The sequence below is a fragment of the Prosthecobacter debontii genome (genome assembly GCF_900167535.1).
Classification (GTDB): Bacteria; Verrucomicrobiota; Verrucomicrobiia; order Verrucomicrobiales; family Verrucomicrobiaceae; genus Prosthecobacter; species Prosthecobacter debontii.
On sequence record NZ_FUYE01000001.1, the window covers coordinates 509,599 to 523,058 of the forward strand.

Annotated in this window: 7 protein-coding genes; 4 read left to right on the forward strand and 3 right to left on the reverse strand. The window is 57.6% G+C overall.

All coding sequences use genetic code 11. From position 1 onward, the window contains the following. Positions 1-5 precede the first annotated feature (5 nt). The 4 genes from B5D61_RS02135 (at position 6) to B5D61_RS02150 (ending at position 7,757) form a co-directional block, all read left to right on the forward strand. On the forward strand, positions 6-3,047 hold the full coding sequence (locus B5D61_RS02135) for a TonB-dependent receptor (RefSeq protein WP_176159178.1): 3,042 nt from the start codon (positions 6-8) through the stop codon (positions 3,045-3,047). A 127-nt stretch (positions 3,048-3,174) separates the two neighbouring features. Then, the gene (locus B5D61_RS02140; RefSeq protein WP_139373007.1) at positions 3,175-3,735 is read left to right on the forward strand and encodes a hypothetical protein; all 561 of its coding nucleotides are present in this window, start codon (positions 3,175-3,177) and stop codon (positions 3,733-3,735) included. A 103-nt stretch (positions 3,736-3,838) separates the two neighbouring features. Beyond that, entirely contained in the window at positions 3,839-5,173 is a 1,335-nt protein-coding gene (locus B5D61_RS02145) for a DUF1501 domain-containing protein (RefSeq protein WP_078811638.1), read from the forward strand. 148 nt (positions 5,174-5,321) lie between these two features. After that, positions 5,322-7,757 (forward strand): PPC domain-containing protein, encoded by a 2,436-nt coding sequence (locus tag B5D61_RS02150; protein WP_139373008.1) that lies wholly within the window; start codon positions 5,322-5,324, stop codon positions 7,755-7,757. A 431-nt stretch (positions 7,758-8,188) separates the two neighbouring features. Here the strand turns inward: B5D61_RS02150 and B5D61_RS26060 are convergent, their stop codons facing one another. From B5D61_RS26060 to B5D61_RS02165, 3 genes are read right to left on the reverse strand one after another with little or no spacing between them, the layout of a single operon-like run. Beyond that, positions 8,189-10,699: a VWA domain-containing protein gene (locus tag B5D61_RS26060; RefSeq protein ID WP_078811640.1), complete on the reverse strand. Its 2,511-nt coding sequence runs from the start codon at positions 10,697-10,699 to the stop codon at positions 8,189-8,191. A 24-nt stretch (positions 10,700-10,723) separates the two neighbouring features. Continuing rightward, a complete protein-coding gene (locus tag B5D61_RS02160) occupies positions 10,724-12,496 on the reverse strand; it encodes a vWA domain-containing protein (RefSeq protein WP_078811641.1) in 1,773 nt (590 codons plus the stop codon). 10 nt (positions 12,497-12,506) lie between these two features. Further along, positions 12,507-13,370, reverse strand: coding sequence for a DUF58 domain-containing protein (locus tag B5D61_RS02165; protein ID WP_078811642.1), 864 nt, complete (start codon positions 13,368-13,370; stop codon positions 12,507-12,509). Positions 13,371-13,460 lie beyond the last annotated feature (90 nt).

The following is a 13,460-nucleotide window of genomic DNA, read 5'->3' on the forward strand; positions in this document are numbered from 1 at the left end:
CATCTGTGCTCTCGGCGCAAGAAGCGAACGGTGCTTTGCGTGGAAGCGTGCAGGATGCGGATTTTTACGTCCCGATTCCGGCGGTCAGCATTCAGTTGGAAGGCACGGGCTACACAACCCAGACCGATGATAGTGGGAACTTTTTCATCAATGACCTGAAGCCTGGACAATACACCGTGCTCGCTTCCGCTGGCGGGTATATTCGCGAGCGGCGGGCTGATGTCGTGGTTTCCTCTGGCAGTGTGGCTGAAGTGTCTCTAGGTTTGACGGCCGAGATTGTTGAGCTGGATGAATTTGTCGTCTCCTCCGAGGAGTTGGTGGACACGAACTCCACGGCGGCGGCATTGACGCTGCGCTCGGAAATGAAGAGTTTCACGGACGTGTTGGGTGCCAAATTCATTGCGCAGACGGGTGCCAGCGACGCCTCAAAGCTGTTGGCAAAAACGACTGGCGTCAATGTGGCGGATGGTAAGTTCGTCGTCGTGCGTGGTCTTAATGACCGTTACAATGTCGTGAACCTCAACTCTCTCCGCGTGCCGAGTTCTGACCCGGACCGCCGCGCTGTAGCCCTGGACTTGTTTCCAAGCGCCGTCATTGAGGATATCCGCACCAGCAAGACTTTCGTTCCTGATCTCAATGGTGAATCGACGGGCGGAACCATCAACATCATTACGAAAGCGGTGCCGGATGAGGATTTCGTCAAATTCAAAGCAGGCACAGGCTACAACACCCAATCCACTGGCAACGATAAATTCCTCTCCTACAAAGGCGGCGGGACGGGTATGTTTGGCACGGCGGATTCACGCAAACTACCTGACTTTATCAAAGGTTCATCTTTGCCTGCCATGGACGGTGCCAGCCGCCCAGATAGCCCAGACCGAATGTTCCGCCAGCGCGTCAATAATAGCTTAAGCCCTGTCATGGGCACTCAAGAGGTGTCTGCACCGGTGGACTTCACCCTAGAGGCCAGCATGGGCCATCGCGGGGAGTTTATGGGCGCTCCCGCGGGCGTGACAGTCGCTTTGGATTACTCGAAGAAGTATGTTTATAGTGATGACGATCTCGTGGGACGTTATCAATTTGATCCCTCCACAGGTGAGGTGCAGGTGCTGAAACGTCTTTCCACCATCCGTTCGGGGCAGGAGACGATGCGTGCAGGTTTGCTCGTGGCTGCGGGTATCGAGCCTGATGAGGATGACGAAATCGTCTTTACCTATTTCTTCAACCGCATCGCGGAAGATCGTGCGACGCTTCAGGAAGGCTTACTCGACATCAACCAGTTTGCGGCGACGGATCGCGACTATCGTGAATCTCTCGCTTACACAGAGCGTGAGCTGAAAGTGTGGCAATTAGCGGGTAAGCATAAGTCCGACATTAATGGCAAGAATCTGGACGTGAACTGGGCGGTCGCTTATAACCAGTCGTCTCAGTTAGAGCCCGATCACCGCTTCGTGCGCGGTATTCTGGACCTTTCAAATCCAGTGCCGAATGCCAATGGCGTGGTGGGAATCTACCGCCCTGTTCCTGGGAACCCGACGGTGCCTGAGTTCCAGCGCCTCTGGCGTGAGTTACACGATGAAAACTATTCAGCCCGCCTGGACGTTGCTTCGGACATGTTTGAAGGTGTGGACGGCGAAAAAGTCCGGGTCAAATTCGGTGGATTGCTGGATTACTCCGATCGTGAATATCGGGCGGACTCGTTCGTGTATAACCGCGGTGCGCAGAACAATGAGTTTCCTTCGCTGGCGAAACCCGGTTTTCCTGGGGCGACTTGGGGAGATGTGTTTTTGATAGGTAACCAGCCAGTGGGTGTCGATCTGGATGGCATCCCAAATAACGCACCCTTCAATAGCGTTAACCAATTCAATTACCTTTATCGGGCGAATGGAGTGGAGTTTTACAACGCCTCCCAAATGATCGCGGCAGGTTATGCAGCTTTGGAATTCGATCTCGGCCCGAGTCTAAACATTACGTTAGGGGGGCGCGTGGAATCGACGGATATCAAAATTCAATCTTCCCCCATTTATCAGTATCCAGACGAGTTTCTTCGCTTTGCTCTCTTGAGTGATATTGACCGCCTGGGTCCCGATGACACCATGCGCCAATTGGTGAATGCGGCTTTCAACGGTGATGTTGCTGCTCAAAATGACCCCCGTATTCTTGCGCGGAGTCGGGCGTCCATCCAGGAACAGCATTTCCTACCGGCGATGTCGGTGAATTGGGACATGACGGAGACTATGCGCGTGCGCTCAGCCATATCACGCACCGTCGCTCGGCCTTCGTTCAAGGAAATGGCTCCCGTGGTGTTCTTGAATGTGGAGTCAGGAGACTTGTTCGTGGGAAATGTGGATTTAGAAATGTCCACCATCATGAACTACGATGTGCGTTGGGAGTGGTTCCCCTCAGCAGGCAGTTTGATCGGCGTGAGTTTCTTTGCCAAGCAGATCGACAAACCCATCGAACTCTCACAGGAGAGCGGCACTTCGGGAGACGTTGTTCGCTACGTGAATACCGAGAAAGGATCGGTGTATGGCCTAGAACTCGAGTTCCAGCGTGATCTCAGCTTCATTACGGATGAACTGAAGCACTTCGCCATCGGAGCCAACTATTCCTACATTCAATCGCAGGCGACGAGACCTGAGTTTGTGACGACAGGGACGGATTCCAACGGCAATCCGCTGACAGTGCCCAGTCTTTTCGGCCGTAGCCGCCGTCTTCAGGGGCAGCCCGATTACATTTTCAACTTTAACCTCACGTATGACAATCCCGAGTTCCCCTTGTCGTATGGAGCCTTCCTGAACGTCACCGGACCTCAGCTTTACGCTGTAGGGGGGCGGCCGGAAGATCCTGATGTCTTTCAGGAGCCATTCACCACTTTAGACCTCGGCGTCACTTATCGCATGACCAAAAACAGTAGGGTCAGCCTACGTGCGCAGAACGTCTTGAATGCCGAGTTGACACGCTATTATAACAACCAAGGAAAGCCCACCTATTCGACGCGCAAGACCGGGATTGGCTTCTCTTTGAGCATGACGGTGGACTGGTGACGCTCCTGAAAAAGGCGCTGCTGTGTAGGATTAGGGGAAGTCCGCATCAATAAAGGTTTTCCTGAGTTGCCAGGAATTTGAATTCCTGGCATATGTAGCGGCCTTCCCCCCCGTATTCCTTCCCTCAATGCCTTTGGTTTCTATCAAATGCCCGCATTGCGAGGCCGCTGTTCAGATTCAGGTGACTTCAGTCGCCCGGTCGCGGCCTTGTCCTGCCTGCCAGCAACCGCTGATGCTGCAGGTGGCGGAGCGTGCTTCAGGAGTGAAGCGTAAAGCGTTGTTAGTGGCAGATGCTCCTGCGTCCGATGCGCCTGCCCCCAAGCAGGACATGTTTGAACAGCGGGCTTTCAAAGGGGAGGCTTTTGATCGCATGCGGGCAGACCCTGAGTTGATCAGGGCGAAGCGGCGGCTCATTTATGGGGCAGCTACGGTGGCGGCCTTGGTCGTCATCGCGACGGTCTGGAGCATTTTTTCCAGTTGGAACCGCGCTCCGGGAGAGCCCGCTGCCCGTGCCTTGCCCGAGGAAGCTGTCGCAGCTCCCGAGGCCTTGGTGACGCCCACGGAGGGCTTGCCCACATCGGCTCATAAACAGCAAGCCGTGGCGCCGATGTTCTCTCGGCCGGTGGATTTTGAGCAGATCGTTAAGCGTCGCCAATCCGAACTAGGAGCGAGCTTTGGTGGTGAATGATGGGCAAAAGTTGTTCAGAAAAAACTTTTTCCGAATCTGCAAGAAGCCAATTTAGGGGGCGTAATTCCCAACGGACAGTTTAAACCCCTCGCCCCTCCCGCATATGAAAATGCACCCTCATTGTCAAGGCAATCACATTGATCTCCGTGTCGGAGCCAGTCGTCGCGACTTTCTTTATGTCGGCATGATGGGCGGGCTCGGCTTGACGTTGCCAAATCTGCTTCGTCTCCAGGCTTCTCAGGCCATTCCAGATGTCGAAAGCTTCAAGCCGATCGCGGATTCCATCATCCACATCTACCTGCCAGGTGGGATGGCACAGCATGAGTCGTGGGATCCGAAGCCGTTCGCTTCCCCAGACTATCGTGGCCCTTATACCCCGATCAAGACCTCCATCCCAGGGGAGTATGTGGGCGAGAAGTTCCAGAAGATCGCCAAGATCATGAACAAGCTGACGGTGATCCGCAGCATGACTCACGGTGAGGCAGCTCATGAGCGTGGCACACATAATATGTTCACCGGGTATCGCCCCAGCCCGGCGATCAAGTTCCCTAGCTTCGGTTCCGTGATTTCCCATGAGCAGGGCTCACGCAATAACCTGCCTCCTTATGTGGCGGTGCCCAACGTGTTCGCGCCTGACCAGGGCACCGGCTACATGAGCAGCGCCTACGGGCCTTTCGCTCTGGGGAGTGACCCGGCGGATAAGAACTTCACGGTGCGTGACCTGTTGACGCCGAAAGATATCGACGACAAACGCTTTGACCGTCGCCGCTCCCTGCTGAGCACCGTGGATGAGCACTTCCGCACCGTCGAAAAGGCGGATTCCATCAGTGCCATGGATAGCTTTTATCAGTCCGCCTATGGCCTGATCAGCAGCAGCCAAGCTCGTGAAGCTTTCGACCTGAATAAAGAAACCGCTAAGCTGCGTGATGAATACGGTCGTAACAGCGCCGGTCAGCGTTTCTTGCTCGCCCGCCGTCTGGTGGAAGCTGGCGTGCGCATGGTGTCGGTGAACTTCGGTAGCTGGGACCACCACAGCAATATCAAAGGCTCCTTTGATCGCCAAGCGCCTGAGTTCGACATGGCCTTTGCCCGCCTCATCACCGACCTGGAAGAGCGGGGCATGCTGAAGCGCACCCTGGTGCTCGTCAGTTCTGAATTTGGCCGCACGCCGAAGATCAACGGCACCAATGGCCGTGACCACTGGCCACGTGTCTTCTCCGTGGCGATGGCTGGCGGTGGCGTGAAGGAAGGTTACATCCACGGGGCATCGGATGCCCTCGGTGGTGAGCCTGATCGCGACGCTGTGGGCCCTGAAGATCTCGCTAAGACCATGTATCGTCTCCTCGGCATCAATGGTGAAAAACGCATCATGTCGGATGGCGGTCGCCCCGTGGACATCGTCAATGGTGGCCGCATCATGAATGAGTTGATCGCCTGACCGATCTCACAGGTTTAGACCCTTTTCGGGCGGTGTGGAGACACTCCACACCGCCTTCTTCTTGAGAGGGGTGAGGCCTAACCATGATGCTTTTCTGTTAAAAAGCCTCTTTTTGACTCCGTAGTAAGTCCCGTCGCTATTTTTCCTCATGAACCTCCGCTCTCTCGCCACCCTGCTTTCGATGTCGCTTCTCGGAGCCGCCTCGGTGCATGCCGCCTACCCGGAATTTAACACCCTGAAGCCGAATGGAGCTCAGCGTGGCTCGGAGGTGAAACTGACCCTCACCGGCAATCGGCTCAATGATTTCGAAAGTCTCATCTTCTTCTCCCCAGGCTTCACGCAGAAGAGCGTGGAAAAAGTGGAGAATAACAAAGTGGAAGTGACTGTCGCGGTCGCGCCCAATGTGGAACTGGGGAATCACCTCTTCCGCGTGCGCACCCGCAGTGGTGTCTCTCATGGCCGTCAGTTCTTTGTCGGGCCGTATCCGAATGTGGAGGATAAAGAGCCCAACTCTCAGATCGACACGGCTCAGACCATCGAGATGAACCAGACCATCGAAGGACTGATTACCAGTGAAGATGTGGACTACTACAAGGTCACGGTGAAAAAGGGGCAGCGCATCAGCCTGGAGGTGGATGGCCTGCGTCTGGGTTACACCGTTTTTGATCCCTACGTCGCCATCTTGGACAAGGACCGCTTTGAAAAGGCCTTCTCGGATGACACCATCCTGCACCGTCAGGACGGCTATTGCTCCTATGTGGCTGACTATGATGGTGACTATTACATCATGGTGCGGGATTCCTCGTATCGTGGTGGTAACACCAGCTTCTACCGCCTGCACGTGGGCAGCTTCCGCCGCTCAGATGTCGTTTATCCAGCCGGGGGGGCGCTGGGCAGCACGACCAAGGTGCGCTTCATCGATGCCGCAGGTTCCTTTGAAGAGGATGTGAAGCTGCCTGATGTTGAAGATCCTAACTTTGCCTTGTTTTCCAAAGGTGCCGAGGCCGCTCCCTCCGGTAATCCCTTCCGCCTCGTGCCGTATGGCAACTCCTTGGAAGTGGAGCCTAACAATGATTTCAAATCCGCCACCGTGGTGACCACCGGTGAGCCGGTAGCGCTCAACGGCATCATTGAGACGCCTGGAGATGTCGATGTTTTCAAAATCGCCTTGAAGAAAGATCAGCAGGTCGTGCTCCAAGCCTATGCGCAGAGCCTGGGTTCCCCCCTGGATAGCGTCATCATCATCTACAATGAAAAAGGCGGTAACGTCGGTAGCAATGACGATGGCGGTGGTCGGCGCCGTTTAGATAGCAAGCAGGTCTTCAAAGTGCCTGCCGATGGAAATTACTTCGTGCGTGTTTCCGATCACCTGGAGCGTGGTGGGCCTAACTACGTGTATCGCATCGAGATGGTGGCCAGCCAGCCTGAGCTGACCTTCGCTTCTCCGCACTATTCGGTGAACGATTCCCACTATCGCCAGTTCATCGCCATCCCTCGCGGCGGGCGCATGGCGTTGTTGGAAAACTTCTCCCGCAGCAACGTCGGCGGAGACTTCAAATTTGAAGCGCCCGGGATGCCTCAAGGGGTAAAGCTGCTCACGGATGTGGCTCCGAAGGATCAACCCGGCATGCCGCTGGTCTTTGAAGCTGCGCCTGATGCACCCCTCGGTCATGCCACGGTACCGGTGAAGCTCACCGCCCTGGACCCCAATGTGAAGGTCGTCGGGCAGATGCGTCAGGAGTTCGATGTCGTCCGCCAAGGGAACGTGGTTTACCTCACGGAGTTCCAGGACAAGCTGCCGGTGGCCGTGGTGGAAGAAGCGCCTTATTCCCTCGAGATCGAAAAACCCAAGGTTCCACTCGTTAATGTGGGCTTGCTGAACCTGCGCGTCGTCGCCAAGCGCAAAGAAGGCTTCAAAGCCCCCATCCGTGTGCTCATGGTCTGGAAGCCGAATGGCATCAGCACCCTCGGTGAGCAAACCATTCCTGAAGGGCAAAACGAGTGCACCTTTGTGCTGGATGCCAGTGGTAATGTCCCGGCGGGTACCTGGAACTTTGTGGTCATGGGGGAGGCCGATGCAGGCAATGGCCGTATCTACAACGCCTCACCCTTCTGTGAAGTGACCACCACCCCGGCCTATGTCAATGCCCCCGCCATCCCGCTCGTCGCTGTGGAGCAGGGCCAGGAAACCATCATGGTGGCCAAGATGGAGAATCTGAAGCCCTTCGAAGGTGAAGCGGTGGCTTCCATCGTCGGTGTGCCAGAGACCATCCCGATCGAGACCGCCAAGATCACCAAAGACACCAAGGAAGTGGCCTTCAAAGTGAAGACGACCGACAAATCCCCGGTCGGCAAGCAGGCCAACCTTTTCGTGCGTGTTGAGATCCCTGTTGAAGGCGGCACCACCACCCATCGTGTGGCTCTCGGTTCCACCCTGCGCATTGATGCCCCACGTAAAGTGGTGGCCAAACCGGCTGTGGTCGCTGAGAACAAACCGAAGGAAGCTCCCAAAGCCGCCGCCGCTCCCCCAAAACCCCTGTCCCGTCTGGAACAGCTCCGCATGGAAGCTGCGGGGGGTAAATAATCGCCAAGTTTGTTTGGCTAACCTTGGATTCAACAACCCAGAAAAGAGCCCTCTTCTCTGGGTTTTTTGTGTCTGGGTATGAGGAGTTCCCAGGACGATATGCCTCGCTCTTCATCGCAGAGTCTGCCGCATCTCGGAGCTTGGGGACCATGGGCAGGTAGGGCACGTTGTCCCAACGTGCCGTGGATGTTCCATGGCAAGATGACCTGTTGAGTTGTCAGATTGGCTTGTCGAAGAGGTCACTTCGAAGTGGCCCGCACACTCCGTGTGCGGAAAGCCGTCTAGCAGGCCAGACGAGACGGTGAACCCATGAGGCCTTGCAGAGGGATATCAGGAGGCTGGAGATGGAGAGACTTCAGGACCGGTGGAGATTACATTCCCCACTCAGACTTCGGAGCGGTAACCCGCACACGGAGTGTGCGGACCACTTCTCAAACCCTTCGCAGCAGAATGCCGCCGAGGAGCAGGACCAGGGCGAGCCAGGCAAACCAGGAGGCGATGGGGCGGAGCTGGAAGGCGGGGGGGAGGGCTGCGGTGAGGGTGGCGGGCTGGTAGGAGGCGAGGGTGGTCAGGGGAGCGGCGGGTTGGCCATCCAGGCGATATTCATTCGGGTAGGCGGCGTGGTAGTGACGCACTTCCAGCTTGTCGTGGTCGCGATCATGCAGACGCAGGGCGATGTGCTGGCGGGTGCCTAACGGCAGAATGGCGGCATAACGACCGAGGCCGGTTTCCTCCACCTGGACGGGGAAGGCGCTGCCGTTTTCATCCAGGGCCTGGGCTTCGATGCGCAGACCGGAGAGTGGTGTTTCGTTTTCATCCCGGCGATCCAACCGCACCTGCCAGCGGCCCTCGCTGATCTCGCTGCGGGTGTCCAGGCCCTGACGATCCATCTTGCGGACGATGCCGCGCAGCACTTGGGCCCAGAAACGGCCACAGCCATCCCAGGCCAGCCACTCGCCGCCCCAGACCTCGGTGAGGTCACCGGTGTAGGCCAACCCCATGCCGAGGCCGAATCGACCGACCGCGAGCAGGGGATCGCCATTCTCGGCGGTGAGCAGCACCTGCACGGCGGGTTTGGCCTCCGTCATGACGTAACCCAGCGTGACGGGCAGGCCATCGGCATCATAACCGGCCAGCATGGGATGCTCACTGACCTGGATGTGGGGGAAGAGACCTTCTTGGGTGGCGGACTTGGAGGCTTGTGTGGTTTCCTTGGTGAAGATCTGCGGCAGGGATTCGGCTTCGTTACTTTCGTAGTAACGGCCATGGCCGACCTCAGCGATCTGCTGGAGGAGATCGGCAGCAGCCCCCTGACCGAGACCGATGGTGGAGACGGTGATGCCGGAGTCGGCCATCTGCTGGGTGAGACCGATGTGATCCGCCTCCTGGGTCTGGCCATCGGTGAGACAGATCATGTGCTTCACCTTCGCGCTGGTGCGTTCCAGCATGTCACGCCCGGCTTCCATGGCAGGATACATGAAGGTACCGCCATTGGCTTCCAGGGAATCTATGGCCGCCAGGATGGTGCCGAGCTGTGAGGCCGGCGTCATGTCACACACCACCTGAGCCGCCCCGTCAAAACCGATGACGGCAATCTGATCTCGTGCGGAAAGCAGCTCTGCCGCGCTCTTGGCCGCCTGCCGTGCTAGAGCGATGGGCTCACCCTGCATGGAGCCGCTCTTATCCATGACGAGGACCATGGCCAGGGAGGGCTTTTCCTTTTCCTTCTCGTAACGAGAGACGAGCGGCAGCACCTCCTCCACCGGGGTTTTATAATAACCGCCGAGGCCGAAGCTGTTATCACTGCCCAACATCACCAGACCGCCGCCGAAGTCAGCCACATAGCTGCGCAGCAGATTCATCTGGCGGGTCGTCATGTCCGTGGCGGGGAAATTCGCAATGACGACGGCATCGAAGGCCAGAAGCTCTTCCATACTATCGGGTAGGCCACGCTTGCCACGCATGTCCACCTCGAAGTCCTGCTCCTTCAGCGCTCGGGCGATGGCCCGCATCTCACGCTCTTTCTCATGCAAAACGAGGATGCGTGGCTGACCCTGCACATTGACGGTGAGGGAGGCCTGATTGTTGATGGGGAAATGATCCTGAGCAGGCACGATCTCAGCGCTCCAGACACCAGGACCCGGAGTGATCATCTCCTGATCAAAGGGCACTTTGATTTCTTCACCTGCCTTGAGTGAGGTGGTCTTTTCCTGAACCATCACGCCCTTGTTAAGCAGGCGCACGGTCGCTTGCATGTCGCGATTGGTTCGCACGCGGGCATTCAAGCGCAGCATCTCGCCCTGGAAGGCAAAGCTGGAGGTGCTTTCCAAGGCGACGAGGGCGGCCTCGGGCTGATCCAGAGACCCCAGTTTGACAAAGCGCACGTCCACATCCTCGCGCTGAAGCTGCTCCAGCGCCTCAGTCACCGAGTGATCCGTCTCCACGCCGTCACTGAAAAGGATGAGGCGTTTGGCTTTGCCCGCCGGGAAAGCGAGGCGAGCGCTGAGGAGGGAGTCCCCTAGACGAGACTCGGAGCGGTAAGCATCATCCGCGAGACCTTTTTGCCAGCCTTCCAAAAGGGTGCGCAGCTCCGCCGGGGTCTTTTGCTCACGCACGCCTTTGGCTAGGGTATAGAGCGTGTAGCTATCACCGGTGCGGAGTTGGTGGATGCCTTCTTCGATGGGCTGGAGTGCCTCCAGGGCGGACTTCAGCTCCACCGATTGAGAGACATCCACCACGAAGACCACATGAGCGTCATCGGAGTGGTCGCGAATGTAGGGCTGGCACAAAGCCAGGGCGAGCAGGACGATGCCGAGCACACGCAGCGTGAACGAGGCGATCTTCAGTCCGCTGGGTCGATCCACCAGGGAGCGCCCATAGGCCAGCCCTGCTACGGCGAGCAGCAGGAGCCAGAGCAGAGGCGTGAAGGTGGTGAAAGTCATGAAGGAGTGAAATGCAAAAAGGGGTTAGCCAACTTTCCGCCGATGATAGAGCGCGGACTCCGTGATGAGGGCGACTAGGCCCAGCACGAGCAGCCAGTAGCTGGGGGATTGACCCTGGGCGAGAGGGCGGGTGGTGCTTTGGAGGGTGGCATCGGCCGCGCCTGACTCGGATGGAGAGATGAGCGAGCACGCGATGACACTCTGACCCTGGCGATGGGTGGCGGTGTAAAAGCCGGTTTCTTCCAGACGCAGAGGTGTATCAGCAGTGAGTTTCAGTTCGGCTCCGGTGGGGGTGAGCACGGTGATTTCCTCCGCGGGAGCGGCTCCAGGAACGCTTGTGAGGGTGCCCGTGGGCAGGGTGGCGGCCAGAGGTGTCTCACGATGGCTGAGGTGCGCGGCGGCATTGTGGGTGAGCACGGGAAACCATGCTGATAGGTAAAACTGAGCCGCTAAGGGATCGAGGTTAACGATACAATGCGTTAGGTCACCCTGACGTACGAGGTAGATCAAGGGCACTTGGGTTTCATCCGCCACCAGGATGACTGCTCCTGCGGGCGCTTTGAGCTGACGAGCCCCGGTGAAGTTGATCGTTTCCGCATCCAGGTAGCGCAGGAGGGCATGGTCTTTGATCTGCACCCGGGGCACCGGTGTGAGGATCTCCTCGCCGACTTCACTCCAGAGAGCGCTGGTGCCCTGAGGTTGAAAAATGAGGGAGGAGGCTGACTCCGGCGCACGACCCAGGGCGAGAAAGAGTCGGGCCGAGGCCGCATCTTCGGCCAAGGTGAGTTGCTGCTCACTCCGCTGAAAGGCCTGCACGGCATTCTGAAGAAAGAATGCATTGTCCGCCAGGACCCCGACGGGAAGCGGCTCACGAGGTGGGACCTGGAGCCAGACCTGATTGTCCAAAGCCAGTGCATCATCCAGTTCGATGCTCGTGCTCCAGCGTCCGGTGAGCGCATCCTCCAGCGTCAAGGTCACCGGAGCATTCAGACCGGGTCCCACCTTCAGCGGGATCAGTTTCACCAGATGATCGCTGTCCTCATGCTTCAAGGCAATGTCCACCGCAGTTTCTTCCTTGAAGGTGGATTGCAAGACGAGGAAAAGACCGAGGCGTAAGCCCTCTCCGGGCACAGGCCGTAGATCCGCCCGCACGATGCCGATGTTCGGTGCCTCCCCACCGATGCGGAGCACTTCCATGGTTTTGAGAAGCGTGGGGTCATCCACACAACCGTCGGTGATCAAAATCGCGCGAGTGTTTTTCAGCCCCTCTTCTCCGGCTTGGATCGAACGAAGCGCTTCCGCTCGCGAGGGAAGCTGAGAAGGAAGGATGCCATCCACGGCCTCTAGCAAGCTACGCCGATGTCGAGTGGGCTGGGCGCGAACGGTCAGTCGATCCGCCAGGGCGGCGACGGCCGCACGCTGACTGCCATTGAGGGCCGAGATGAGTTCCCGTGCTTTTTGTTGGGCCACGCTCAAGCGAGTGCCCCCACCGTCCCGTGCCGACATGGAGGCTGAGTGGTCCACGATGATGAGTAAGTCCTTGCGTTCATCACCTTCTAGATCCGGTTCCGCCAAGGCCAAGGCAATGGCAGCAAAGGCTAAAGCCATTAGCAACAGCGACCACACGTCCCTCAAGCGTTTGAAGAGGGCTGAAGAGCGTTTCTCGGTGAAGATCTTCTGCCAGAGGAAATATGCGGTGACGGGTTTCTTTCGCGGGCGAACCTTCAAGAAATAAATGGCCGCTAGCGGGGCAATCGCCGCTAGGGTCCACAGGAGCGCTGGATTGAGAAAAGTCACGTCGGGGAGGTTAAGTCACGAGACCGCCACGGCGCAGGAGGTCGGTGATGACATCTTCAAAAGGTTGATCCGGTGTGGCCCGTGTGTGTCCGATGCCGCGTTTAGCACAGGTGCTCTTAAGGTTGGCGTTCCACTCGTTGACGGCTTGTTCATACAGCTTGGCTTCTCGCGGAGAAATAGTGACGCGTTGGGTTTGACCGGACTCGACACATTCCAGAGTCACGTCCCCCTTCCACTCACAATGCAGGTCGTTGTCGTCGAGGGTTTGCAGGCAGAAAACATCGTGCTTGTGCCATTGCAGTCGGCTCAGACCTTCCTCGAAGCCACCGGGGAGGAGAAAGTCGGAGATGACACAGACCAGTCCCTTGCGCCGATGACGGGCTTCAAACTCTCGGGCACAGGTTGCCAGATCGGTGCCGGAACCGAAGGTGGGGGCCAGTTCGAGAGACTTCAGGAAAGGCAGGACTTGATTGCGACCTCGGCTGGGTTCGACGAGCGGTTGAAGATGATCCGCAAGGCCATACACGGCGAGCCGGTCCAGCGTGTTGAGTGCGATGTATCCCAAGGCCGCGGTCAGTTGTTTGGCGTAAAGCTGCTTGCTGCTCATGGAGGGGCTGCAATCCAGGAGCAGGTAGATGGTGGCGTCTTCTTCGAGCTCGAAGAGCTTGATCAAGAGGGATTCAAACTTGGCGTAAATGCGCCAATCAATGCTGCGGTAATCGTCGCCTAACGAATATTGCGCGTAATCGGCAAAGGTGATGCCCGCTCCCTTCTTCGTGCTGCGCCTGTCCGACTGCAAAGACCCACCCAGGATCTTCCTCGCGAGAAGATAGAGCGAATCAAGCCGACGGATGAAGGCGGGATCGGTGAGCATGCGTGGGGTGGGGGGATGGGTGGATTATTGGATGGGTGGATGAGTGGGGTGTTGGATCATCGAAGGTGCCGCAGGCCAGTTGATCGTTTG

What these genes read in the sequence shown, in the direction of transcription:
- B5D61_RS02140 (WP_139373007.1), top strand. Translation starts at nt 3,175, where the DNA reads ATGCCTTTGGTTTCTATCAAATGCCCGCATTGCGAGGCCGCTGTTCAG.
- B5D61_RS02145 (WP_078811638.1), top strand. Translation starts at nt 3,839, where the DNA reads ATGAAAATGCACCCTCATTGTCAAGGCAATCACATTGATCTCCGTGTC.
- B5D61_RS02150 (WP_139373008.1), top strand. Translation starts at nt 5,322, where the DNA reads ATGAACCTCCGCTCTCTCGCCACCCTGCTTTCGATGTCGCTTCTCGGA.
- B5D61_RS26060 (WP_078811640.1), bottom strand. Translation starts at nt 10,699, where the DNA reads ATGACTTTCACCACCTTCACGCCTCTGCTCTGGCTCCTGCTGCTCGCC.
- B5D61_RS02165 (WP_078811642.1), bottom strand. Translation starts at nt 13,370, where the DNA reads ATGCTCACCGATCCCGCCTTCATCCGTCGGCTTGATTCGCTCTATCTT.